This is a genomic window from Nesterenkonia sp. AY15 (assembly GCF_022565855.1).
Taxonomy (GTDB): Bacteria; Actinomycetota; Actinomycetes; order Actinomycetales; family Micrococcaceae; genus Nesterenkonia.
In genome coordinates this window covers 310847-335931 of sequence record NZ_JAJOYV010000001.1, presented here as the reverse complement: position 1 = coordinate 335931, position 25085 = coordinate 310847, and the positions used below count along the sequence as shown (strand labels likewise).

Annotated in this window: 18 protein-coding genes; 3 read left to right on the top strand and 15 right to left on the bottom strand. The window is 69.9% G+C overall.

The annotated features are described in order from the left end of the window. Positions 1-62: 62 nt before the first annotated feature. Positions 63-3734 (bottom strand): ATP-dependent DNA helicase, encoded by a 3672-nt coding sequence (locus LSI54_RS01505; protein WP_241477587.1) that lies wholly within the window; start codon positions 3732-3734, stop codon positions 63-65. Next, positions 3731-7423 (bottom strand): ATP-dependent DNA helicase, encoded by a 3693-nt coding sequence (locus LSI54_RS01500; protein ID WP_241477586.1) that lies wholly within the window; start codon positions 7421-7423, stop codon positions 3731-3733. The genes LSI54_RS01505 and LSI54_RS01500 overlap by 4 nt, the downstream gene beginning before the upstream one ends. Before the next feature lie 116 nt (positions 7424-7539). Between LSI54_RS01500 and LSI54_RS01495 the strand changes: the two genes are divergently transcribed. Together LSI54_RS01495 and LSI54_RS01490 are read left to right on the top strand one after the other, a co-directional pair. After that, on the top strand, positions 7540-8325 hold the full coding sequence (locus tag LSI54_RS01495; protein WP_241477585.1) for a 3'-5' exonuclease: 786 nt from the start codon (positions 7540-7542) through the stop codon (positions 8323-8325). Positions 8326-8489: 164 nt separating this feature from the next. Continuing rightward, positions 8490-9530, top strand: a complete 1041-nt coding sequence (locus LSI54_RS01490) for a zinc-dependent alcohol dehydrogenase family protein (RefSeq protein WP_241477584.1) — start codon at positions 8490-8492, stop codon at positions 9528-9530. Between the two features lie 75 nt (positions 9531-9605). Here the strand turns inward: LSI54_RS01490 and hemL are convergent, their stop codons facing one another. The 8 genes from hemL to hemE all read right to left on the bottom strand — a co-directional run bounded on the left by hemL (position 9606) and on the right by hemE (position 18996). After that, the gene (gene hemL / locus LSI54_RS01485) at positions 9606-10913 is read right to left on the bottom strand and encodes a glutamate-1-semialdehyde 2,1-aminomutase (protein ID WP_241477583.1); all 1308 of its coding nucleotides are present in this window, start codon (positions 10911-10913) and stop codon (positions 9606-9608) included. A gap of 17 nt (positions 10914-10930) precedes the next feature. After that, entirely contained in the window at positions 10931-12061 is a 1131-nt protein-coding gene (hemB, locus tag LSI54_RS01480) for a porphobilinogen synthase (RefSeq protein WP_241475704.1), read from the bottom strand. 108 nt (positions 12062-12169) lie between these two features. After that, entirely contained in the window at positions 12170-12982 is an 813-nt protein-coding gene (locus LSI54_RS01475; protein WP_241463863.1) for a uroporphyrinogen-III synthase, read from the bottom strand. Positions 12983-12993: 11 nt separating this feature from the next. Beyond that, entirely contained in the window at positions 12994-14013 is a 1020-nt protein-coding gene (gene hemC, locus LSI54_RS01470; RefSeq protein WP_241463861.1) for a hydroxymethylbilane synthase, read from the bottom strand. Continuing rightward, positions 14014-15348, bottom strand: coding sequence for a ferrochelatase (locus LSI54_RS01465; RefSeq protein WP_446740407.1), 1335 nt, complete (start codon positions 15346-15348; stop codon positions 14014-14016). After that, positions 15345-16067 carry a hydrogen peroxide-dependent heme synthase gene (gene hemQ, locus LSI54_RS01460; protein ID WP_241470164.1) on the bottom strand — a complete coding sequence of 241 codons (723 nt, stop codon included), beginning with the start codon at positions 16065-16067 and terminating at the stop codon, positions 15345-15347. The genes LSI54_RS01465 and hemQ overlap by 4 nt, the downstream gene beginning before the upstream one ends. 107 nt (positions 16068-16174) lie before the next feature. After that, entirely contained in the window at positions 16175-17764 is a 1590-nt protein-coding gene (locus tag LSI54_RS01455) for a protoporphyrinogen/coproporphyrinogen oxidase (RefSeq protein WP_241477582.1), read from the bottom strand. An 11-nt stretch (positions 17765-17775) separates the two neighbouring features. Then, positions 17776-18996 (bottom strand): uroporphyrinogen decarboxylase, encoded by a 1221-nt coding sequence (hemE, locus tag LSI54_RS01450; RefSeq protein ID WP_241463858.1) that lies wholly within the window; start codon positions 18994-18996, stop codon positions 17776-17778. 59 nt (positions 18997-19055) lie between these two features. On the opposite strand from hemE, the gene LSI54_RS01445 reads away from it, so the two are divergent. Further along, on the top strand, positions 19056-20519 hold the full coding sequence (locus LSI54_RS01445) for a glutamyl-tRNA reductase (protein ID WP_241477581.1): 1464 nt from the start codon (positions 19056-19058) through the stop codon (positions 20517-20519). Between the two features lie 272 nt (positions 20520-20791). Here the strand turns inward: LSI54_RS01445 and LSI54_RS01440 are convergent, their stop codons facing one another. The 5 genes from LSI54_RS01440 to LSI54_RS01420 all read right to left on the bottom strand — a co-directional run bounded on the left by LSI54_RS01440 (position 20792) and on the right by LSI54_RS01420 (position 25076). Beyond that, positions 20792-21697: an ABC transporter substrate-binding protein gene (locus LSI54_RS01440; protein ID WP_241463856.1), complete on the bottom strand. Its 906-nt coding sequence runs from the start codon at positions 21695-21697 to the stop codon at positions 20792-20794. A gap of 94 nt (positions 21698-21791) precedes the next feature. Further along, positions 21792-22571 carry an ABC transporter permease gene (locus LSI54_RS01435; protein ID WP_241477580.1) on the bottom strand — a complete coding sequence of 260 codons (780 nt, stop codon included), beginning with the start codon at positions 22569-22571 and terminating at the stop codon, positions 21792-21794. Beyond that, positions 22568-23248: an ABC transporter permease gene (locus tag LSI54_RS01430; protein WP_241463852.1), complete on the bottom strand. Its 681-nt coding sequence runs from the start codon at positions 23246-23248 to the stop codon at positions 22568-22570. Before LSI54_RS01430 ends, LSI54_RS01435 begins: the two co-directional genes overlap by 4 nt. Beyond that, the gene (locus tag LSI54_RS01425) at positions 23245-24174 is read right to left on the bottom strand and encodes an ABC transporter ATP-binding protein (protein WP_241477579.1); all 930 of its coding nucleotides are present in this window, start codon (positions 24172-24174) and stop codon (positions 23245-23247) included. Before LSI54_RS01425 ends, LSI54_RS01430 begins: the two co-directional genes overlap by 4 nt. Beyond that, entirely contained in the window at positions 24171-25076 is a 906-nt protein-coding gene (locus LSI54_RS01420; protein ID WP_241463848.1) for a DNA-methyltransferase, read from the bottom strand. The genes LSI54_RS01425 and LSI54_RS01420 overlap by 4 nt, the downstream gene beginning before the upstream one ends. Positions 25077-25085: the final 9 nt, after the last annotated feature.

Below are 25085 nucleotides of genomic sequence, written 5' to 3'. Positions count from 1 at the left end.
GCGCCCCCTTAAGTAACATCTAGACAGTCAGTCTCCTGATCATCCTATTTAAGTCTCTCGGTTCATCCCCCGAAGTGTTGCCGAGCCGCGTAGATGTACTGCCTCAGCGCTTCCTCCTCCGGGAGATCCGTCCCTGGCACGGTGACCCCGTGCTCCACATAGAAGAACGACGCTTCGATCTGCTGCGGCGGCACCCCGTAGAGCCGGTGAAAGGCCAACCGGTAGACCGCCAGCTGGATCTGCTTCTCGCGAAGGTCTTTGCCGGTGGGCACCATGCCGGTCTTCCAGTCGACCAGGTCCCAGCTGCACTGCTGCATCTGAGCATTCCGGTCCTCCGCTGACTTCAGCTCCCAGCGCTCGAAGTCGGCAGCGGTGAGGTCCTGGCCGGCGTCATCCTTGCCGAAGATGGCGTCGATCCGACCGCGGACCACGACACCGTCCAGGGATGTCTCGACCGGGATCTCCGCTGCGTATAGGCGTCGCTGCGCCCATTCGGTCTGGGTGAAGCGTTCCTTGACAGTGGAGAGGTCGAAGGTGTCGTCCAAGTCCTCATCGCCGCGGTGCGGCTCTTCGATCCCGGGCAGCCGGCTGCGGGTCTCGTAGAATTCCTCGATCCATTCGTGCATCACGGTTCCACGGCGTGCCGCCTGGGAGGGCTTCACCGGCACGGGACGCCGGGCGAACTCGGCCATAGACTCGGCGTTGCGGGCCATGCCCACCACGCTGGAGACGCTGATGTGCGCCGGGAAATGAGGTTTTCCGGTGCCGCGCTGCTGCTCGCGCGCACGGTCCACGACCCATTCGGCCTCTTGTTCCCACGGAGTCAGCGGCAGCGCCGCCGCACCAGCTTCTGCCGACGTCGCGCGAGACTGCGCGCGGTCGGTGATGGCTTGTTCCACCAGTTGGGCGGCACGGGTCAGCGCGGCCCGGCGACCGAGCTGCACCTTCGGCGACTCCACCGTATTGATCTGGGGCAGCGTGCCCTGTTCTCCTTCTGACACCTGCCGGCGGTAGCGGCCGATCGGCAACGGCGCCAGCGGGTCGTAGGGCCACTTGGAACCGAACAGGTCGTTGCCCACCGGGTTGTCCTTCATATCGGCGATCTCCGCCCACTCCAACGCCGCCGAGGCGTCGCCGAAGCCATCGGCCACTTCGCGGATCTCCCCGAGGAACTCCGAGGGCTCCTTGCCGGCGGAGGTGCCGTAGAAGCAGGCGCCGGTGCACAGCAGCAGCTTCTTCGCCCGCGTCACCGCGACATAGGCCAGGCGTCGTTCCTCTTCCCGGCTGAAGTCCTTCACGTCCTCGGTGAAGACCCGGTTGTCTGAAGTGAACTGCTTCCAGCTGCCCACCCCGGCCGACACCGCCCAAGAACGCAGATCAGGCTGCTCGGACTCCCACTGCGGGATGCTGCGTCGATCTCCGCGCAGCCGGGCCGGCAGCATGCCGTTGCTGCCGGTCCAGCGGTCGGCCTTCGCGCTGGGGAATTTGTCTTCGCGCAGCCCGGCCACGGCGACCACGTCCCATTCGAGGCCCTTGGAAGCGTGGATGGTCATCAGCTGGATCGCGCCGGGGGTCGGTTCGACATCGGCCTGTTCCAGGCCGCGTTCCTTCTCCTCGGCGGCGTCCAGCCAGTCCAGGAAGCTGCGCAGGTCCGGAGTGGTCTCGGTGGCCGCGTAGCTCTCGGCCTGGTCGATCAGCGCGTCGAGCTGGCGGGCGGCGTAGTGCTGCTCCTCCCACGGCCGGGCCGCAACTTCGATGTCGAGGCCGGTGTCGCTGACGATGCGCTGGATCAGCACGCCCAGGTCCAGGGTGGCCCACTGGCGCAGCCGGCGGATCTGTTCCTTGGCCAGCAGCAGCCGGCGGTGCCCCTCGGCGGACAGGCCGAGTTGCTCGGCATGGTCCGGGGAGTCCTTGAGCCGTTCCAACGCTTCGACCAGTGAGGCGCGTTCGTCCATCTCGAGTTCGGTGGACTCGTACCGGTCCTCGGCGTCGGTCACCCCCTCCCCCGACTGTGCGCTGCCCTCGTGACGCTCGGAGATCGGCGCGCGCAGCCGCAGCCCCTCGAGGTCGCGGGCTGAGTGCTGCAGCTGCAGCAGGTCGCGGGGCCCGATCCGGTAGCGGGCTCCGGCGAGGATCCGGATCAGCGCGTCGGAGCGGCCGGGGTCGGCGATGACCCGCAGGTAGGCGAGTACTTCGGCCACCTCCGAGGTGCTCAGCAGCCCGGAGAGTCCGACCAGCTCGTAGTCCAGTCCTGCGAGGCGCAGCTGTTCGGCGATGGTCTCCAGCTGGGCCCGGGTCCGGGCCAGCACGGCACAGCTCGGGGCCTCCCGATGCGGGTCGCGCTGCGGGTCGGGCTGAAGCGCGGCGCTGAGCTGTTCGGTGATCGCCTGGGACTCCTCGATGTCTGAGGTGTACCAGCCGTAGCGCACGGTGGCTGTGTGGGCGCCGTCAGGTGGGCTCAGCGGTTTGAGCTGCCCGCGCAGGTGCGCGTTGTGCGCGCGCCATGGCTTGTCCAGGGAGTCTGCAGCGTCTGGGGCGAAGGGAGTCACCAGCCGGTTGGCGACATCGAGGATCCGCTCTCCGTTGCGCCAGGCGATGGTGAGCTGCAGCAGTGCTGCGGGCCGGCGCTGGCCTGAGGCAGGGTCCACCGCGGGGAAGGACTGGGGGAAGTCGAAGAGCTGCCCGGCGGAGGCGCCGCGGAACCCGTAGATGGACTGGTTGGGGTCTCCCACGGCGGTGACCGCGTGACCCATCCCGCCGCCGGAGCCGCTGGTGCCGTAGAGGCTGCTGAAGAGTGCGAGCTGCGCGTAAGAGGTGTCCTGGAACTCATCGAGGAGCACCACCTTGTACTTCTCCCGCTCTGCCTCCCCGGCGCTGGGGACGTCCTGGGCGATCTGCGCGGCGAAGCGCAGCAGGTCCCCGTAGTCCATGAGCCCCTCGGTGAGCTTCTTCTCCTGGTAGCGGCGGACCAGCTCGGCCATCTCGCGGCGCACCCGCAGTGCGCGGACCAATGAGGTCTGGTCCTTGCTCAAGGCCGCGCCGGCTTCCTGCCAGGCGTCCACCCGGGCCAGTTCGACGTCGAGGTGCGCTTCCACCGCGTCCGGGGACTGCAGATGCTCGGCGCAGTCCCCCGCCAGACGCATCACATATCCGGCGAGGCTCCCGGCCGACTGTTCGGCCTCCACCAGCACCTCGGCGCGGTCATAGGCGCTGACCAGCCGGTGCACCAGCTGCCAGGCCTTGGCCTCCCCGATGAGCTGGGTCTCCGGTTCCAGTCCGATCTGCAGACCGTATTCGGTCACCAGCGTGTTCGCATAGGAGTGATAGGTGGAGACCGCCGGGGCGAGCAGCTCGGAGATGTCCGCGTGTTCCACGGTGTCGGAGACCTCCACGGGCACCACATCGGCCGGGGAGATCAGCTCCGCCTCGAGCAGCTGCTCGAGCTTCCGGGTGATCCGCTCGCGCAGCTCCCCGGCGGCCTTCTTGGTGAAGGTCACGCCGAGGATCTGGTCCGGGCGCACGATACCGTTGGCGACCAGCCAGACGACCCGGTCCGCCATGGTGGCGGTCTTGCCAGAGCCGGCACCTGCGACGACGAGCATCGGGTCCAAACCGGATTCGATGACGGCCTGCTGTTCGGCGGTGGGGTAATGCCGGTCCTCGGCGGGGGTGTCTCGCTGGAGCGCGTCGGCGATGTCTCGGGCGCTGTAGCGCATGGTCTCCAGGGTCATCATGGCTGGGTCACCTGTTTCGTGTTCTCGCAGAGCGGGCAGAGCGATCCGACCAGGCAGCGCTGTTGATTCGGGGAGTGGTAGGCGGAGAACACGCGGCCGCTCATCACCTGGGCGGCCTGGGTCAGCTGTTCCAGCGGCCAGGTGTCCTCCGGTCCGAGCGGGGGCTGTTCTTGAAGGTCGGTCTTCGACACGGTGGTCCCGACATGCAGCAGCGCGGCACCTCTGCCCGGTGACGGCGCGGGGTTGGGCTGAACGGCTTCCACGTCGGCATCGGGGTCGGGGCGCTTCTCGTCGGCCGTCTCTGGAGTTGGCCCTTCCTCCGCGTCCTGCAGGGCGCGGTCCACCGCCCCAAGAGCGACCAGCAGCTGATAGGAACCGAGCTGCCCGTGGGTGGGGATCTCGATCTGAGCGGGTTTGTGCCGGCCGGTCTTGAGGTCGATGACGAAGAGCTCACCGGCCTCGGTGCGTTCCACGCGGTCGATCACGCCGCGGATCAGCACGGATCGAGTCTGCACCGGACCACCGGTTTCTTCCGTCGGCAGTGGGATCTCCAGGCTGGCTTCGACCTGCAGCTCGCGGGCGATGACCTGGCGGCCTTGGCCTTCGACGTGGCCGAAGTAGCCCGCGAGCTTCTTGAGCATGACCCGGGCGCGGGAGCGATCCTTCTCGGTCTCCCAGCCCTCCTCGCGTCCCAGGCTGTCCCAGCGTGCGTCGAGCTCGGCCGTGAGCACCTCGCGGTCGGTCTCGGCCGGGTGGTGCTCGGCGATCTCGTGGATCAGGGATCCGAGCATCCGGCTGAAATCGGTGGCCTCGACGCCTCCGGCGGCGCCGGTGAACCATTGCAGCGGTGAATCGATGGCGCTCTGCACCGAGGACGGGGAGACCCTCACGGTGTCCTCAGCCTCGAGCAGCGGTGCGGTGGTGCTGAGCTCGGGCAGCCCCCACCAGGTGTTCGGCTCCGCGCCGATGAGTCCGGCCTCAGCGAGGACCGCGAGCGCCCGGGCCGCTGCCCGGCGCTGAGTCTCAGTGGTCTCATCGATGCTGGGCTCGGTGAGAAGGGCGGCATCGTCACTGTGTTTGGGGGAATCCGCGGGGTCGTCGTCGAGCTCGGCCTGGATGCTGATCTCCAGGTGCCGGCGCAGCTCGGCGATCAGCCGGTGGGCGGTGATCGGGCGAGGGATGGCGCCGCTGCGGGCTTCGCGCTCCCCTGGAGGCACCACGAGGTCCAGGAGCATTGAGGGGCTCTCCTCCTGGGCGTGCACGGCCACCGCGTAGAGACGGTTCCTGGCTCGGGAGACCGCGGAGGCGAAGAGCCGGTACTCGTCCTGGAGCACGTTCATCCGTTTGACCAGCAGCGACTGGGCGGAGGCGTCGGCGCGACCTTCGACGACGTCCACCAGATGACCGCTGCCCAGCAGCTGTCCGCGTGGGTTGAGGTTCGGCCAGGCCCCTTCCTGGAGCCCGGTCAGGATGACGGTGTCGAACTCCCGACCTGCCGCGCTGGCCGGGGTCAGGACTTCGATCGCCGCATCGACGGCGGAGGTCTTGGCCAGGGTGTCCATGGGGAGTTCGAGGCGTTCGATGTGGTCCACGAACGCGATCGCGGAGGCCCCGGGGTTCTGGTCGGAGAAACGTTCGGCAGCCTGGAAGAGCGCCATGACCGCATCGAGATCATGGTCGGCGCGGCGTCCCTCGGCGCTGGACCAGCGGGTCAGCCCGGCCCAGTGGCGGCTGACGTCGGCGGCGTTCCAGATCTCCCAGAGCAGCTCCTCGGGTCCGCTGGAGGGCCCGGCGGCGGCGTGCCCGGCGGCGAGCATGACGGCCACCCGCTCCAGTCCGCGGGTCAGGTGTTGGAAGCGCGACTGAGCGCGGACCGCCTCAAAGACCGGGTCGGCCGCATTGTTCGCGGCGGCGACAAGCAGCTCGTCGGAGCTGCGCGGTTCGGCGGGGTCTGCGTCTGCACGCAGCCGGCGGCGCTCCTGGCTGCGCAGCACCTGGCGCAGGCTGCGCAGCGTCATCGAATCGGTCTCGCCATAGCGGCTGGTCAGCAGTGCGAGCACCTCGGGCAGCGCGACGGTGTCCGTCGGAACGGGCAGCGGGTCGGGAGCCTGCTCCGGACCTTGCGCAGGACTGGACTGCACGGTGACCAGGCGCAGCACCCGCAGCAGCGGGGCCACCGCGGACTCCTGGTTGAGGATGACATCGCTCATGGATTGGCGCACCGGGACGCCCTGGGTCTGGAACATCCGCACCAGCCGTTTCAGCAGCGCGCCGTTGCGCGCGATGACGGCGATCTGATCGAAGGGCACCCCATGTCGGTGGTGCCGGTCCAGGACCTCCTGCAGGACGAACTGCTCGGCCAGGTAGTCCCCGGGCACGATCTCCACCGCGCAGGATCCGGCGTCCGCCGGCGCGGGTGCGGGCTGTTCCGTCAGCGGCTGGTCGAGCGTCGGCTGTCCATTGGAGGTTTCCGCAGCGGAGGCCTGTGCAGCAGCACCCTGCGCCGCGTCGGCCCGTTCAGCGGTGGTCTCGCTGAGCAGCTGCAGCCAGCGCTGGCGAGGCTGTTGGGGTCCGGCCGGGGCGATCCGGCGCAGGGCGCGGGCGTAGGCCCGGCCCACCTCGGGGGTGATCCGGTGATTGCCCTCGAGCACCATGACGCTGGGCTCCACCCCTGGCAGACCGCCGTGGGGATCTGGGGTCATCGCCCCGGAGATGCTGCGCCGGACGATGCCCTCGATCTCGGCGTCGGTCTCGGGATTCAGGCTCAACACGCTCTGCGCGGTGACCCGGCGCGGGGCCACGGTCCAGCTGCGCAGCTTGTCCGGCCGTGCGCCGCGAAAGCCCTGGACCGCGGTCTCGGGGCTGGCGAAGGCGAGCACGTCGGCGCCGGCGCCGATCAGACGCAGCAGCCGATACACCGAGGGGGTGGCCTCCTGCAGATCATCGACGATGATGCGGCGCAGTCGCTCTCGTTCGGTCGCGAGGAACTCGGGGTTCTCCTCGAGCAGGTTGCAGGCCTCGTTGATCAATCCCGCGGGGTCGAACGCGTCGGCGTTGGCCCCGGCGTCGAGATCCTCACGGTAGCGCTGGTAGAGCTCCGCGGCGGCCGCCCACTCCGGGCGCCGGCACTGCTCGGCCAGGCCGCGAAGCTGATCGGGAGACACCCCGTACTCGGCGGCGCGGTCGAAGAGCTCACGGATCTCCTTACGGAAACCATCGGTGCCGGCGGCCTCCTCCAACGAGGTCGGCCAGCTGATCGGCGGCAGACCGCTGGCGGGATCCACGGCCAACAGCTCACGGATGATGCTGTCCTGCTCGGCTCCGGAGAGCAGCCGGGGCCGACGCGCGGTGAAGCTGAGGATCTCCCGGCGCCGAGCCTCCCCGAGCAGCCAGAAGGCGTAGGACGCGAAGGATCGGGAGGGCTGCTCCGAGATCGACCCACCCCGGGAACTGGCGTCCCGGGCGGCCCAGGCAGCTTCGACCTGGTCGCGCAGCACCGCAGAGGTGGCGCGGGTGGGTGAGAGCAGCAGCAGCCGGGAGGAGTCCTGTCCGGATTCGAGATGACGCAGCGCAAGCTCCGCCGCCAGCGTCGACTTGCCGCTGCCGGGACCACCGAAACTCAGGATCGGCCCATGTCCGGGGCGTTCGGCGGCGGCGAGCACCTGATGCTGGGACTGATCGAACTCCATGGGGATCATTCAATCAGAGCCCCCGGACATGACACGGCGCAACCCAGCGCGACCACGCACCGGCGGCGCACGGTGATGTCCGCGGTCATGTCCCACCCGCGCGCTACCGTAGTGCCATGGCCGAGACCCCCACCCTCTTCGAGATCACTCCCAGCAGCGAGTCCTGGCACACCCGCCGCCGGGTCGGCTTCGACCTGGAGACCACCTCCCGGGATCCACGTGTAGCGCGGATCGTCTCCGCGGCGCTGGTGATCTTCGACGAAGCAGAGGTCAGCGCCGACACGGCAGCCGGCAGCGGCGCTGAAGCCCGTGCGGTCGAGCCCGCCGGTCCGGGCGCGCAGCGCGTGCGCACTCGGGAATGGCTGGTGGATCCCGGGGTGGAGATCCCGGCCGAGACCACCGCCATCCACGGCATCTCCACCGAATACGCCCAGGCCAACGGGCAGCCGGCGGCTGAGGCGGTCGCCCAGATCACCACCGCGCTGGCGCAGGAGTTCGCCGCCGGCAGCGCCGTGGTGGTGATGAACGCTCCCTATGACTTCACTGTCTTGCAGCAGGAGGCGCTGCGCCATGGGGTGGAGTTCACCGAGCCGGTCGGGGTCATCGACCCGCTGGTGATCGACAAGCAGGTGGACAAGTACCGTCGCGGAAAACGCACGCTGAGCCAGATGTGCCTGCACTATGAGGTCGAGCTCGACGCCGCCCACTCGGCGATCCCGGACGCCTGGGCCGCGGTAGAGGTGGCCTGCGCGCAGGCGCAGCGCTTCCCGCAGCTGCAGATCCCGGCGCCCGAGCTGCACCGGCTCCAGGCCGGATGGAAGGTCGGGCAGTCGGCGGACCTGCAGGAGTATCTGCGCCGCACCCGTCCCGACGCCGTGGTCAGTCCGGCATGGCCGGTGTGAACGCCGAGGCGACCCCCTCCGACGTCACCGATGATGTTGTGGAGGGCGGACCTTCCTGACTCGAAGGGTGGAACGACCGGCGAAAGACTGTAGCGTTCCACCCGTCAGTGCCCAAACGGTGCAGGCACGTGACGGTGCCGGGCGCACAGGTAAGATCCATCCTCATGCGCGCAATGGTGATGGATGAGATCGCAGGGCCCCTGGACGTCCGGGACGTGCCCGACCCCGCCCCACCCGCAGGCGGGGTCGTCGTGGAGGTCCATGCGACCGGCCTGTGTGGCAGCGACTGGCATGCCTGGGTCGGACACGAGAAGCTCACCCTCCCCCATGTGCCCGGTCATGAGCTCGCCGGGGTCATCTCCGCGGTGGACCCTGGGGTGCGGAACTGGCACGTGGGCGACCGCGTGACGGTGCCCTTCGTGTGCGGCTGCGGGGCCTGCGACTGGTGCCGCTCCGGCAACGCCCAGGTGTGTCCCGATCAGCAGCAGCCCGGCTTCACCCACGCAGGCTCCTTTGCCGAACACGTCGCTCTCCACGCCGCCGACACGAACCTGGTGGCCATCCCCGAGGGTGTCTCCTTCGAGGCCGCGGCCGCGCTGGGCTGCCGGTTCGCCACCGCCTACCGGGCGCTGACCGCCCGAGCCGGTGTGCGCGCCGGGGAATGGGTCACCGTGGTGGGCGCCGGAGGTGTGGGGCTGAGCGCGGTGATGATCGCCAAGGCGATCGGCGCCCAGGTGATCGCGGTGGACCGCAGCCCCGAGGCCTTGCAGGCGGCCCGGGACCTTGGCGCCGATCATGGGATCCTCGCCGACGGGCGCGATGTCCCGGCAGCGGTTCGCGAGATCACCGGTGAGGGCAGCGATATCTCCGTGGACGCGGTCGGCAGCGAACAGACCTGCGCGGCGGCGATCCTGAGCCTGCGCCGCCGCGGCCGCCACGTCCAGATCGGTCTGCTGCCCACCGAGACCGGACTCTCCGCGGTCCCGATGGCCCGCGCCATCGCCTGGGAGCTCGACCTGCTGGGAAGCCACGGCATGGCCGCGACCGACTACCCCGGGATGCTGGCCCTGATCGCTGAGGGCACGCTGCGCCCGCAGGACCTCATCGAACGCGTGGTCGGGCTCGAGGAGGCGGCCACCCTGCTGCCCGCGATGCAGCGGTCCGCGACCCCGGGGATGACGATGATCAACCCCAGGCTCGCGTGATCAACGCTGGCCGCCGAGGGTCAAGGCTGACGTCTCACCCTGGGACTTTGAACCTTGAACCTTGAGGCTGACCCCTCAGTGCTTGGCCTGCGCGGCGGCCTTCGCGGCGGAAGGCAGCGCATCCAGGATCCGGCCGATGGCGGCGTCGTCGTGGGCTGAGGACAGGAACCACGCCTCGAACACGCTCGGCGGCAGGTAGACCCCGGCGTCGAGCATCGCGTGGAAGAACGGTCCGTAGCGGAAGGTCTCCTGTGCCTGGGCGTGGGCGTAGTTGTGCACCCCGGTGGCGGAGGTGCCGAAGGCCACCGAGAACAGCGAGCCGACCTTCTGCAGGGAGTGGTCCACCCCGGCGTCGTGCAGCGCAGCCGTGAGTGCGTCGGCCACGACCTGCGCCTTGGAATCCACGTGCGCGTAGACCCCTGCGGTGGCGTGCTCCAGGGTGGCCACCCCGGCGGCCATCGCGACAGGGTTCCCCGACAGCGTGCCGGCGTGATAGACCGGTCCGGTGGGCGCCAGGTGTTCCATGATCTCGCGGCGCCCGGCCAGCGCGGCGGTGGGCAGCCCGCCGCCGATGACCTTGCCGAAGGTGAACAGGTCCGGCTCCCAGCCTTCGGTCCGTCCGGAGGCTCCCCAGTAGCCGGCCTCGGTGATCCGGAATCCGGTCATCACCTCGTCGAAGATCATCAGCGCGCCGTGGCGCTCGGTGATCTCGCGGATGAACGCGTTGAAGCCCTCTTCAGGGACCACCACGCCCATGTTGGCGGGGGTGGCCTCGGTGATCACCGCGGCGATGCGCTCGCCATGTTCGGCGAAGACCGCCTCGAGTCCGGCGCGGTCGTTGTACTCCACCACGATGGTCTCCGAGGCCTGCGCCTCGGTGACCCCCGCGGATCCGGGCAGCCCGAGCGTGGCGACCCCGGAGCCGGCGGCGGCGAGCAGCCCGTCGGAGTGCCCGTGATAGCAGCCGGCGAACTTCACCACGATGTTGCGACCGGTGACCCCGCGGGCCAGCCGGATCGCGGTCATGGTGGCTTCGGTGCCGGTGGAGACCATCCGGATCATCTGCGCGCCGGGGACCCGGCCGCGGACCAGTTCGGCGAGCCGCGCCTCGGAGGGGTGGGAGGTGCCGAAGCCGAGTCCGGCGTCCACCGCGGCGTGCACGGCGGCGATCACCGCAGGATGCCTGTGCCCCAGCAGCGCCGGTCCCCAGGACCCGACGAGGTCCACGTACTCGGTGCCCTCGGCGTCGCGCAGGTAAGGCCCGTCGGCGGAGACCATGAACGCAGGGGTCCCTCCCACCGAGCCGAAGGCGCGGACCGGGGAGTTCACTCCCCCGGGCATGAGCTCGCGGGCGGTGTCGAAGAGTTCCTGGTTCGTGGTCATCGCGGAGGAGGGTCCTTTCAGCTGACCGGCGGGAAGCCGGCGTCGGTGCGGGGTTGGTCGGCAGGGCGGGTCGAGGCTGTGGGCCGACGGGGCTCGATCGGCGGGTGCGCGGGCGCGCTCGGCGGCGTCTGCGCACTGGACGCCGAGGCGCTCCCGCGTGACCCGGCCAGCTCCTCGCGCAGCCATCCGGCCACCTCGGCGGCGTAGTAGGTCAGCACGTTGGTGGCGCCCGCGCGGCGGATCGCGATCAGCGATTCGGTGACCACGGTGCGCCGGTTGATCCAGCCATTGGCGGCGGCGGCCTCGATCATCGCGTACTCCCCGGAGACCTGGTAGGCCGAGACCGGGACGTCGCTGATCGCGGCGGTGTCGGAGAGGATGTCGAGGTAGGCGCTGGCGGGCTTGACCATCACCATGTCCGCGCCTTCGGCGAGATCCAGCTCGACCTCGCGCAGCGCCTCGGTGCGGTTCGGGGCGTCCATCTGGTACTGCTTGCGGTCACCCTTCAGCTGGGAGTCCACGGCCTCGCGGAACGGGCCGTAGAAGCCGGAGGCGTACTTCGCGGCGTAGGCGAGGATCGGCACGTGCTGGTGTCCGGCCTCGTCCAGGGCCTGGCGGATCACCGCGACCTGGCCGTCCATCATGCCCGAGGGTGCGACGACGTCGGCGCCCGCCTCGGCCTGGGCCACGCCCATCTCGGCGTAGACCTCCAGGGTGGCGTCGTTGTCCACCTCACCGGCCTCGTCGACGAGCCCGCAGTGCCCGTGATCGGTGAACTCGTCCAGGCACAGGTCGCTCATCACGACCAGGTCCTCGCCGACCCGGTCCTTCACAGCGCGGATGGAGCGGTTGAGGATGCCTTGCGGGTCCAGGCCGGCGCTGCCCTGGGCGTCGCGGGTGGTGGGGATGCCGAAGAGCATGATCCCGGCCAGGCCGAGGTCGCGGGCCTCTTCGGCGGCGGTGAGCAGGGAGGCTTCGGTGTGCTGCACCACTCCGGGCATGGAGCTGATCGGCACCGGTTCGGTGAGGCCCTCGCGGACGAAGACCGGCAGGATCAGGTCGGCCGGGTGCAGCCGGGTCTCGGCCACCATCCGGCGCATGGCGGGGCTGCGGCGCAGCCGGCGGGGGCGCTGTTCGGGGAAACTCACGTTCGACTCCTGGTGATCAGGGGGATGACGGTCGGTGCGCTCGGGCTGGCGGCGCGTCACTGCGCAGCCGGTCCAGCTCAAGCGTGTCGCCGCCGGTCAGTCTAGTTCTCAGCGACCCAGGGCGGCCATCACAGCGTCGGCGCTCGGCTCAGAGAGAACACTGGCGGCGGGGATGCCGCGGCGAGAGAGGGTCTTGGCGGTGGGCCGGCCGATGGCCAGCAGCCGGACCCGCTCTGGGACCCCGAGGTCCGCGAGTCCGTCGGCGGCCGAGGAGCTGGTGACCAGCAGAACCGTGGGGTCCACGTGGGTCAGCCGGTCGCGGCGCAGGTCCGCGGCGAGCTGATCGAGGTCCAGGAGGTCTTCGCGGGCGGGCTGCGGGAGCAGCCGCCGGTCCGAGTCTCCGGGCGCGAGCGCTCCGTCGACCACCAGGCAGTCGGTCTCATAGGCGCTGACCTGGGTGACCTGCCAGCCGATGGCGCTGAGACCGTCGCGCAGCTGGGACCGGGCCTGGGCCGACTGCGGCAGCAGCAGCTCCGTGTTCGCACCCGGGGCGGGCTCGGGGATCTCCTGGATCATCCCGGCCGCACTCTTCTCCGCCTCAGGCATCCACGGGGAGGTGATGCCGGTCAGCGTGCGCAGCACCCGGGCAGTGCCGGGGCCGACGACGCCGACGCGTCCCTGTGCCGGAACGGTGCCGTCCCAGCCCAGCTTGACCAGGGCTCGGACGGTGTTGGCGCTGGTGAACAGCACCCACGCGAAGTCGCCGTGTGAGAGCCGCTCGAGCGCCGTCGTCAGCTCGGTGGTGTCGGCGGGCAGTCGCTGTTCGGTGACCGGCAGGAACTGGACCTGCAGTCCGGCGGCGCGCAGCCCTGCCTCCAGCGGGCCCGCCTGTGCGGGGTCTCGGGTCAGGGCGATGCGCATGGTGCCAGCTTCTAGGAATCCACGACGTGCTGCAACAGCCCGAAGTCCTCGGCGAGCAGCTGCTCGGCGACATGAGTGCCGAGCTGGATCGCCCGGTCCACCGAAACCCGGCGATCAGCCCCGGCCTCGATCGAGATCTCGGCCCCGGCGCGCTGCACCTTGGTGCCGTCGGGCGCGCAGATCACCGAATCCAGCCGCAGTGTGGCGCCGCCGTCGGGATTGTCGTCGTAGCGGGCGAGCCCGCCGATCGGCGCCGAGCAGCCGGCGTTGAGCTTCGCCAGCAGTCCCCGTTCGGCGGAGGTCTCCAGCCGGGCCGGGATGTCGTCATAGAGCGCCAGCGCCATGCCGAGCGGCGCCGTGGGCTCGGCATCCTCGGCGCGGACCTCCACGGCCAGGGCTCCCTGTCCGGGGGCGGGGAGCATGACCTCGGTGGGGATCAGCTCGGCGATGTGGTGCTCCAGGCCGAGCCGCTTCAGCCCCGCCCCGGCAAGCACGACGGCGTCCAGGTCACCCCGGGCGGCATTCGGTGCCTGCGGTGAGGCCTCGGCCGCAGACCCATGGCCGCGGACCCGGGCCAGCCGGGTGCCGACGTTGCCGCGGATGTCCACGATCTCCAGATCAGGTCGGGCGGCGCGCAGCTGTGCGGCCCGGCGCGGGGAGCCGGTGCCGACCTTCGCGCCCTGCGGCAGCTGGGCCAGCGGGACGTCATCGGCGGAGCACAGCGCATCGCGCACGTCTTCGCGAGAAGGCACCGAGGCGATCGCAAGCCCCTCGAGATCCTTGGCCGGCAGGTCCTTGAGCGAATGCACGGCCACATCACAGGTCTTGTCGAACAGCGCCTGGCGCAGCGCGGAGGCGAACACTCCGGTGCCGCCCATCTGCGCGAGCGGCCCGGTGAGGATGTCACCCTCGGTCTTGACCGTGATGAGCTCATATCCGGCGTCGGCGTGGGAGGCGAGCGCCTCGGCCGCCGTCGTCGTCTGGGTCAGTGCGAGCTTGCTGCCGCGGGTGCCTACGGTGAAGGTGGGCATCTAGCTCCTTGCGACATCTTTGCGGAAGCGGGTGCAGTTGCAGGGACCACAGATGCCGGACCACTTGCCGGGCACGACCTGCTCGCCGAAGCCGACGGGCTCACCGTTGACGCCCTGCAGGTACTCGCTGAGCACGTCGACAAGTCCGGAGACGAACTTCTCCTGAATGCCAGGGGTCGCGGCGCGGTGGTAGGCCAGGCCGAGCTCCGCGGCGGTGTCCTTGGCCTCGGTGTCGAGGTCCCAGAGCACCTCCATGTGATCGGAGACGAAGCCGATGGGCATCACCACCACACCGGCGACGCCGGCCTCGGCGTCTTCGGTGATGGCGTCGTTGATGTCGGGCTCCAGCCACGGGGTCTTCGGGCTGCCGGATCGAGACTGGAAGGTCAGTGAGTGCTCCAGGCCCTCGGCCTCTTCGACGCTGGCCATCAGGTGGCGCGCGACGGCGAGGTGCTCGGCCGAGTAGACGTCGGTGCCGTATTCCTCGATCACCCGGTCCGGGCCCATGGCCTCGGCGTTGCGGCTGGGGATGGAGTGGGTGACGAAGACGATCTTCGGCTTCGCCTCGGCCTTGCCGGCCTGCTCGAGCTGCGCCCGGACATCGGCGATGCCGGCGGCCAGGGCGTCCTTGAACGGGTCGATGAACGCCTTGTCCATGAAGAACTGACGAACCTTCACCACGCTCATCTCCTCGCGCAGCCCGGTCTCATCCAGGGTGAGTGAGAAGTCCTCGCGGTACTGCCCGCAGGAGGAATAGCCGTTGTACGCGGAGGTGACCAGCGCCAGGATCCGACGGTGTCCGGCCGCGTGCATCTCGCGGAAGGTCTCGGTGAAGAAGGGGTTCCAGTTGCGGTTGCCCCAGTAGATCGGGATGTTCAGCTGCCGGGCGGCGACCTCGGCCTCCAGCGCCCCCTTGAGGTCCCGGTTCTGCTGGTTGATCGGGCTGATCCCGCCGTTGGCGCGGTAGTGCGTGGCGACCTCTTCGAGCCGCTCATCCGGGATGCCGCGACCTCGGGTGACGTTGCGCAGGAATGGGAGCACGTCATCCTGACCCTCGGGGCCGCCGAAGGAGGCGAGCAGGATCGCGTCATAGTTGCCCGGCTGGTCCTTGGTGGAACCCTCGGCATAGTCCACCGGAAGCGGAGCCGGCGCCTCGGCGGCGTCGGGGCTGGTCTCGGTGCCCGGGGTGGGCGTGGCCTGGGAGGAGTCCGCCACTGCCGAGGCGGCCTGCGCCTCGGTGGGGTGATCGGAGGTCTCGGTCGGGTGCGCCGGTCCGGCGTTCCCGGCTGATCCGGCGTTCTCGGCCGATTCGGTGTCGTCGGGGGTGATCGTCACAGCAGAACCTCAGCGATCTCCGACGCGGCCTTCAGGCGGCGTCCGGTGTAGAAGGGAATCTCATCGCGTACGTGATAGCGGGTCTCGGACTCGCGCAGCTTGCGCATCATGTCGACCAGATCGGTGAGCTTCGGCGCCTCCAGCGCGAGCAGCCACTCCCAGTCGTTCAGCGCGAAGGCCGAGGTGGTGTTGGCCAGCACCGAGGGGAACTCCTGGCCGAGCATTCCGTGCTCGCGCAGCATCTTCCCGCGCTTGGCCGGGTCCAGCAGGTACCAGTCATAGGAGCGGTTGAACGGGTAGATGACCAGCCAGTCCTCCGGCGGCACCCCGAGGGCATAGGCCGGGACGTGGCTGCGGGCGAACTCGGCGGTGCGGTGCACGCCCATGGCGGAGAACGCGATCCGGGTCTGCGAGAACATCGCGGTGCGGCGGATGCGGCGCACCGCGGCCTGCAGGTCCTCGGCTGAGGGGCCGGTGACCCAGGTGAGGATGTCGGCCTCGTCGCGCATGGCGGAGACGTCGTAGGTGCCGCGGAAGCTGACCTCCTGCTCGGCGAACGCTCCGGCAAGCTGGTCGAACTCGACCTCCACGTCGGCGCCCTGCGGAGCGGGTCCGGTCCGCGCGAAGACGGTGTAGAGGGTGAACCAGTCTTTGCCCGAGGTGTTGACCTCTTCGGGCGTGCGCTGGGCGTTGCTGCCGTAGCTCACAGATGCCTCCATCAGCATTGATCGTCCGTGCGGGACCTCAGGTGACGATGTCCCGCATCCAGCTTATCGCCCGGACTTCCACGGTTTTCTACATGACGTCGAAAAAAGTGACGGACGGCTCAGGAGCGGACGCTGAGGATCGCTGCGGCCGCCGCGCGGGCGTCGGGCACCACCCGGGCCAGTCCGGTGCCGGCGAACCAGGCGCCGATCATGTGGAGCCCCGGCTGCTCCCCCGCTGCCGCCCCGCCGGAGGCATCAGCCAGCCGCTCGCGCAGCGCGGCGATCCGTTCGGCGTGCCCGGCGGAGCTCTGCGGAAGCGCCTTGCGCCAGCGGATCACGCTGGCCTCGAGGATCTGCTCGGGTTCGATCGGCAGCCCGAAGAGCGCACCGACGTCGACGGCGGCGGCCTGCAGCAGCGCCTCGTCGCTGGACTCAGCGCCGAGCGCGTCCTGGTGGGTCTGCCCCACCCGTCCATAGGAGAGGCGCACCACGTGGTGACCGGGTCCGTGGGCGTGGGTGACGGCGGTGTCCGCCCATTCCCATTTGGAGCTGATGTGCGTCATCGCCTTGGCGGCGATGTCCCTCACCTGCGGCGCCACCAGCACCCCGGTGCCGCGCGGGTGGTCGTCGAGCTCGGGGGCGTCGAGGATCATCGAGACCAGGGCGACGCCGCGGCCCGGGTCCGGCGCGCCGGCGGCCTGAGTGCCGTCATCTGGACCTCCGGCCGGGGTCAGTCCGGTCAGGTCCAGTCCACTCAGGTCCACCACTGAAGAGATCAGCTGCACAGCGGCAGGGGCGTCCAGGGCGAGGATCACGTGGTCCGGTCGTGTCCCTCCACTCGCTGCAGTCCCGGCGGCCAGGGCGGCCAGGTCGGTGACCTCCGTGTTGAGCCGGATCTCCGCGCCGAGCTGGAGCAGCTGCGCCTCGAGCGCGCCGACGAGGCGGTTGAGTCCCCCGTGCAGCGAGTTCACCGCCGAGCCGGGAGGGGCCTTGGACTTCACCAGCGCCACCGCGCGGGCCAGCGAGCCCTCGCGCAGCATCGCCTCGAAGAGTCCGGGGGCGGCGTTGTTCATGTCCAGGTCGTCGGGGTCAGCCGAATGCACCCCCGACACGATCGGGGTGACCAGCCGATCCAGCGCGGCCTGGCCCATCCGGTCCCGGACCACCTCGCCGAGGGTGATCTGCCCGGCCCGAGCCTCATGGGCCTCGGCCCAGTTCTCCATGGAAGCAGTGAGATCCTCGGCGGCGCGGCGAGCTTCGGCCTCTCCGAGGATGGCCACCACGTCCGGGGACAGCGGATCGGCCGGGATTCCGAGGATTCCGGTGGCCGGCAGCGGAGCGGCAAGATCAGGCAGCTGCAGCCACGCCGCGGAATGCTGCGGGGCGACCACCTGCTCGTCCAGGCCGAGCTCCTTGAGCAGCCGGGGCACCACGGGTGAGCGGGTCGCGAAGGCCTCAGCTCCGGCGTCGTAGGCGACGCCCCCCATGACGTGGGCGCCGATCGCCCCGCCCAGCCGGTCACCGGCCTCGAAGATCTCCACCGTGGCGCCGGCGCGGGCCAGATCCCAGGCGGCGATCAGCCCGGCGATGCCCCCGCCGACCACGGCGACATGCGGCGGCGAGGCCGAGGCGCTCGACCGTTCGCTCACCGGGGCGCTGACCTGTGCGTTGACGGGTTCACTCAACGAAGCGTTGATCTGGGCGTTCATTCAGGCGGAGCTCAGTCCTCGTAGCCGATCTCGTGGATCAGGCTGACCACGCGGGTGAGCACCTCCGGGTCGGTCTCCGGGGGCACCCCGTGACCCAGGTTGAGCACGTGCCCGGCGGCGCCGGAGCCGGCCGCGATGATCGCACGCACGTGCTTCTCCAGCACGGGCCAGTCGGCGGGCAGCAGCGCCGGGTCGATGTTGCCCTGCAGCGGCGTCTCCGCACCCACCCGACGGGTGGCCTCGGCGAGGTTCAGCCGGTAGTCGACTCCGACGACGTCGGCGCCGGCCACGCGCAGCAGGTCCAGGATCTCCCCGGTGCCGGTGCCGAAGTGGATCAGCGGGGCGGTGACCCGGTGACCCGCAGGCGTGGTGCCGCCGAGGTCCTGGACATGGGTGAAGGCTTCGGCGGAGTGGCTCAGCACGTGGCGGGCATAGTCCTCGCGGCCCAGTGATCCGGCCCAGGAGTCGAAGAGCTGCGCGGCGGAGGCGCCGGCCATCAGCTGGGCGCGCATGAACCGGCCGGAGACCTCTGCGGCCCAGGCGGCGAGGGCGTTCCAGGTGTCGGGGTCAGCGTGCATCATGGTGCGCGGTCCCAGGTGGTCCCGGGAGGGCTTGCCCTCCACCATGTAGGCGGCCAGGGTGAACGGGGCACCGGCGAAGCCGATCAGCGGGGTGGAGCCGAGCTCGGCCACGGTGCGCCTCACGGCCTCGGTGATCGGCGCGAAGGCGGCGTCGTCGAGCGTGGGCAGCGCCTCGACGTCGGCGCGGGTGCGCACCGGGGAGCCCAGCACCGGGCCCACACCGGGCTGGATCTCGACGTCGATCCCGGCCAGGCGCAGCGGGATGACGATGTCGGAGAAGAAGATCGCGGCGTCGACGTCGTGCCGACGCACCGGCTGCAGCGTGATCTCCGAGGCCAGCGCGGGGTCCAGGCAGCTGTCCAGCATCGTGGTGCCCTCGCGCAGCGCCCGGTATTCGGGCAGCGAACGGCCGGCCTGCCGCATGAACCACACCGGGCGGCGGTGCGGACGTGTGATCTCCCCCGCACTGTTACGCCCGCCGCGATACTGATTCAGCAGAGCGGAGTCGGCGGTGAGCCCGGTGAGCAGCGGGTGGTCCTGCGGCAGCTGCGCGGTGGAACCCTGAGAACGAACGGCCGCCCGCGGGATCGCGGTGACGGAGCCGGTGGCCGGGGAGGACGCGGCCATGCCGGCGAAAGATCCAGAAGTCATATGCCACATTCTCCACTTTTCCGCGCCACACTTCGACCCGCTGTAGAATCAATGACGTCGTGGTACTTATTTCACTCGTTGCCACCCACTCGGAGCTGGACCTCGAGACGGTGGGCACTCTCAGCTCAGGAGCGGCCGAACTGGCCGGTTCCGTACACATGCCTGCCGTGACGCTGGCGACGTGCAACCGCATGGAGATCTACGCCGAGTCCACCGGCGGCTCCCATGATGACGTGCAGACGACCCGCGAACAGCTGCTCGACGCTGTCGCCGAGACCTCCGGCCTGGACCGCGAGCTGGTCGGCCGCTCGTTCCGCACCCTGGTGGAGGACGACGCCGTCTCTCACCTCTTCGAGGTCGGCGCCGGTCTGGACTCCGCCGTGATCGGGGAGCGCGAGATCGCCGGCCAGGTGCGCAAGTCCCTGGCCGACGCCCAGCACGCCGGGACCATCTCCGGAAGCCTCACCAAGCTCTTCGAGACCGCGTCGCGGACCGCCAAGGATGTCGGCACCCGCACAGCGCTGGGCTCCCGCGGACGTTCCATCGTCTCGGTGGCCCTGGACATCGCCGGGGACATGCGCGGCGACGGCTCCACGTTCTACCCCGGTGCCAAGATCGTGCTGATCGGCACCGGCGCCTACTCCGGGACATCGCTGGCCCAGCTGGTCGAGCGCGGGGTCACCGACATCGGGGTCTTCTCCGGCTCCGGCCGCGCCGAGGACTTCGTGGCCGAGCGGGTCGGCGGCGCCCGGGCGCTGCAGATGCAGGAACTGCCCGGGGCCTTCCGCAACGCCGATGTGATCATCGGCTGCTCCGGCGGCAACCGGCGGATCACCGCCAAAGAGGTCGAGAACCTGGCCGGACTCTCCGGAGACACCCAGCGGGAGAAGCCGCTGACCGTCATCGATCTCGCACTGTCCCATGACTTCGATCCCGATGTCGCCGAGCTCGACGGAGTGGACCTGATCACCCTGGAATCGGTGAAGATGGCCGCCCCCGGGGAGACCGAGGACTCGGTTCAGGAGGCGCGCGACGTCGTGCGCTCGGCGGTGAACCAGTACCTCACCGAGCGTCGCGAACGCACCGCCGACGACGCCATCGTGGCGCTGCGCCGGCACACCCAGTCGCTGCTGGACGAAGAGATGGACAGAGTCCGCAAGCAGCACGGCTGCACCGGAGCCACCGAAGAGGTGGAGTTCGCGGTGCGCCGGATCGTGCGCAAGATGCTGCACGCACCCACCGTGCGAGCCCGCGAGATGGCCGCCGAGGGGCGCACCGAAGACTATGTGCGCGCGCTCCAGGACCTGCACGGCATCGAGGTCACGGTCCGCCAGGAGACCACGCGCGCCACCCCGGCGAAGCGCCGCCGGGCCGAGGACTTCTCCGCCGCGGAGCTCGCCCAGATGGCCAGCTACCTCACGAAGGTCCCCGTCGGCGGGTTCTGCCAGCACCATCGCCCCGGCGAGTTCGAGATCGAACGCATCGACGCCGTGCGCCACATCCACATCCGCCGCGCCAGCTGAGCCACCTCTCCCCCGCGGCGAAGCTTGACCTCGCTGAGGAACTGCGGGCAGAGCAGCTCGTCCACGCCGCGGAGGTCGACCCGGTCGCGGCGCTCCAGTCTGCAGACGGACTTGACGTGGAAGTGTTCTCACTCCGTGCAGCAGGTCGCATGCGCGTGGTGGTCGGGAGAAGAGATCGTAGACCTGAGGGTCTGTCGCAGGGCTTCAGCCCCACGGTTCGCCACAGGTCTACGATCTCTTCACCCCAGGGAGGGGCTTCCCGATGGTTCAGATCAGTCGAGACCCTGTTCGCTGAGCCAGTCGGCGGCGACGTCGGCGGGATCGGCCTGGTCATCGACGCTCTGGCTGTTCAGTGAGATCAGCTCCTCGCTGGTCAGCGCGGCGTTGACCTCGTCGAGCACCGCGGCGGCGGCCTCGTCGACCCGTTCGGAGACCACCGGGATCACGTTCTGCGGCAGCACCAGCTCCTCGGGGTCCTCGAGCACCACGAGGTTCTCCGACTCGATGATCGGATCGGCGCTGTAGATGTCGGCGACCTCCACGTCCCCGCTCAGCAGCGCGTCCACGGTCAGCGGCCCGCCGGAGTCCTGGACCGTGACCACGCTGATCTCCACGCCGTAGACGTCCTGGAGCCCCTCGGGTCCGTAGGGCCTGGTCTCGAACTCGGAGTTCGCCGCGATGCGCAGATCCTCAATCCCGGCCAGGTCGGACACCTCGGTGAGGTCATTCTCCTGCGCGAACTCGGAGGTGACCACGAAGCTGTCCTGGTCGGTGGCCTCGGCCGGCTCGAGCACGCGCAGACCCTCGGGCAGCGCCTCCCCGAGCGCGGCGGTGATCTCCTCGAGGGTCGCCGCTTCGGCTGCCTCGTCGTAGTACTGCAGGAAGTTGCCCGCATACTCGGGGAAGACGTCGATGGCGCCGGATTCGATCTCCGAGACATAGACCTCCCGCTGACCGATCTCGAACTCGCGCTCGACCTCGATCCCCTCGGCTTCCAGCGCCTGCGCGTAGAGCTCGGCGATGATGGTGTTGGAGTAGTACTGCTGGGATCCGATCACCAGGGCCTCGCCCTGTTCGGCCTCGCCCTCACCATCCTCGGCGAGCGGGTCTCCGCCGCCGCAGCCGGTCAGCGCCAGAGCGGCGATCGTTCCTGTGACCCAAAATCCGGTGGTCCTCATCTGTCGTCCTCTTTCTCTCGGCAGCTCCCACTTCAGCGGCAACTTGTCCTAGGCGAAATCTTCGCAGAAACACCAGCTCACCGGCAGAGGGTGCTCAGTGCGCAGTCACATTCGCGCGATTCTGGTGCGGTGCTTCAGGATTCGAGGCCTCCGGGCGCCCGTTTGCGCGCCGACTCCGGGGGTCTCGGCGGGAGCCGGAGACGCGCTGCGGTCCGGCGAGCCCCGGGACCCGGCGGAGCAGCCGCTGGGTGATACCGAAGGCCGCGTCCACCAGGATGGCGAGCAGGATCACCACCAGGGAGGCGCCGAGCATCACGGAGTAGTCGTAGGTCTGCAGCCCCAGGAACAGCTGACGTCCGAGCCCGCCGGCCCCGACATAGGCCGCGAGCGTCGCGGTGGCGATGATCTGCAGCGCGGCGAGCCGCAGCCCGCTCAGGATCAGCGGCAGGCCCAGCGGGATCTCCACCCGGGTGAGGATCTGCCAGCCGCTCATCCCCTGGGCGCGCGCGGCGTCCACCGTGGCCTGGTTCACCGATTCCACCCCGGCGTAGGCGCCGGCCAGCACCGAGGGCGCGGCGAGGATCACCAGCGCCACCATGGGGGCGGTCAGCCCGATCCCGGTGAACAGCGCCACCAGGGTGAGCAGGCCCAGCGTGGGCAGCGCGCGGGCGGCCCCCGTGGCCACGATCGCGAGTCCGCGACCCTTGCGGGTGTGTCCGATCGCCAGGCCCAGCGGCAGCGCGATCACCGCGGAGATTCCCAGCGCAAGCAGGGTGTAGCCGAGGTGCTCGAGGGAACGCGCCCAGAGCCCGCCGGGCCCGGCCCAGGCCTCGGCGGTGAGCAGCCAGTCCAGGGCCTCGAGGATGTTGGTCATGCGGAGACCTCACGAGCCCGGGCCGGCAGCGGACGACGACGGCGGCTCGGCTGCTGCCACGGCATAAGCATCCGCCCGGCCAGGACCAGCAGCAGGTCACAGATCAGCGCGAGCACCACGGTCATCAGGATCCCGGCCACGATCGAACCGATGATGTTGCGGGCGAATCCGTCGGTGAACAGCGAGCCCAGCGAGCTGACCCCGAGCACGGCGCTGACCGAGACCAGGCTGATCGAGCTCACGCAGACCACACGAACCCCGGCGAGCAGGGCGGGGCCGGCGAGCGGGAGCTCCACGGTGAAGAATCGTCCGACTCCGGAGAACCCGATGGCGGTGGCGGAGGTGCGCACGTCGTCGGTGACCGCGTCCAGCGCCTCCGCGGCGGAGCGCACCATCAGGGCCAGTCCGAAGATGGACAGGGCGATGACCACGTTGAGCGGGTCACGCACCGAGGTGCCGATCAGCGCGGGCAGCAGGATGAACAAGGGCAACGAGGGCACCGCGTAGAGCAGTCCGGTGCCGGTGAGCACCGGCTCGCGCAGCACCCGCACCCGGTTCGCACCCCAGGCCAGCGGGATCGAGAGCACGAAGGCGATGATCACGGCGGGCAGGCTCAGCGCCAGATGCGCCAGCGTGAGCTCCCCGATGCGGGGGAGGTTGTCCAGGACCCAGGTCATGGGTGCTGGACGGGATCGGCTCGGACACCGTCGGGCTGGGCGCCGTTGGGATGGGCGCCGTTGGACTGGCCGCCGCCGGGCTGGGCGCCCCCGGGCTGAACACCATCCGGCTGGGAGTCCACCACACCCAGGGGTCGGCCCTGGGCGTCGGAGATGAGCCAGCCGCCGTCGTCGGCCGTGGCGGCGGTCAGCGATCGCCGGCCCGAGTCCAGGCCCAGGAAGCGCGAGACGAAATCGTCCTGCTGGTTCTGCACCAGCTCCGCTGGGGTGCCTGCGGCGGCGACCTCGCCGCCGGCCTTGAGCACCACGATCTGGTCGCCGAGGGTCAGCGCCTCGTCGATGTCGTGGGTGACGAAGATGATGGTCTTCTTCAGGTCCGCCTGGACCCGGGAGAGCTCGCGCTGCAGCTCGACGCGCACCAGCGGGTCCACGGCGCCGAAGGGCTCGTCCATGAGCAGGATGTTGGGGTCGGCGGCGAGTCCGCGGGCCACCCCGACGCGCTGCTGCTGGCCGCCTGAGAGCTGGCCGGGGTAGCGGGTGCCCAGGGAGGCGTCGAGACCGACGATCTCCATCAGCTCGTAGCCGCGTGCCCGAGAATCGGCCCGGGAGGCGCCGTTGAGCCGCGGCACGGTGGCGATGTTGTCGATGACCCGGCGGTGCGGCAGCAGCCCGGAGTGCTGCATCACGTAGCCGATGCGGCGACGCAGGGCGACCGGCTCGGCGTCGGCCACATCTTCATCGTCGATGAGCACGGCCCCGGAGCTGGGGTCCACCATCCGGTTGACCATGCGCAGCAGCGTGGTCTTCCCGCAGCCGGAGGAGCCCAGCAGCACGGTGGTGGTGTGCGAGGGCACGATGAGGCTGAAGTCCTGGACCGCGGGGGTCCCGTCCGGGTAGGTCTTGGTGACCTGCCGAAATTCGATCATGACGCCTCCATCAATGCCTGTCGGTGGACCTGCGCATGCTCACCCAGACGATTCTCCATCACATCCAGGGCCTGCGGGGAGGAGTCGATGCAGATGAAGCGGCGCCCGGTCTCCACGGCCACCGCACCCAGGGTTCCGGAGCCGGCGAAGAAGTCGAGCACCCAGTCCCCCGGGTTCGAGGAGGCCTGGACCATCCTGCGGATGAGTCCGACCGGCTTCTGCGTGGGATACCCGGTCTTCTCCCTCCCGGTGGGCGAGACGATGGTGTGCCACCAGACGTCGGTGGGCAGCTTGCCCAGCGCGACCTTCTCCGCGGTGACCAGCCCAGGGGCCATATAGGGCTCGCGGTCCACGGCCTCGGCGTTGAAGATGTAGCCCGAGGGGTTCTTCACGTAGACCAGGATGGTGTCGTGCTTGGTGGGCCAGCGCTTCTTGGTCCGCCCACCGTAGTCATAGGCCCAGATGATCTCGTTGAGGAAGGACTCCCGCCCGAAGATCGCATCGCAGAGGACCTTCGCGTAGTGGACCTCGCGGTAGTCCAGGTGCAGGTAGAGCGTGCCCTCATCGGCGAGCAGCCGCCAGGCGTGGAGCAGCCGGGGCTCGAGGAACTCCCAGTAGTCGGTGAAGGAGTCGTCGTACTCGGCCAGCGCGCGGCGGACCGTGTCATAGCTGCGCCCGGCGAAGCCCACCCGGTTGCCCTCGCCGTCGGGGCGCCGGGTGTTGGTGGTCTTGGTGGCCCGCTGGGCCCGCCCCGTGTTGAAGGGCGGGTCCAGGTAGATCACCGTGAAGGCACCGTCAGGCAGGTCCGGCAGGAGCTCGAGGTTCTCGCCCTCGAGCACCTGGGATCCACCGCTGGGGTCGAAGCTGCCGCTGCTCGCCGCAGCCTTCTCCCCGGTACTCACATCGGGGCC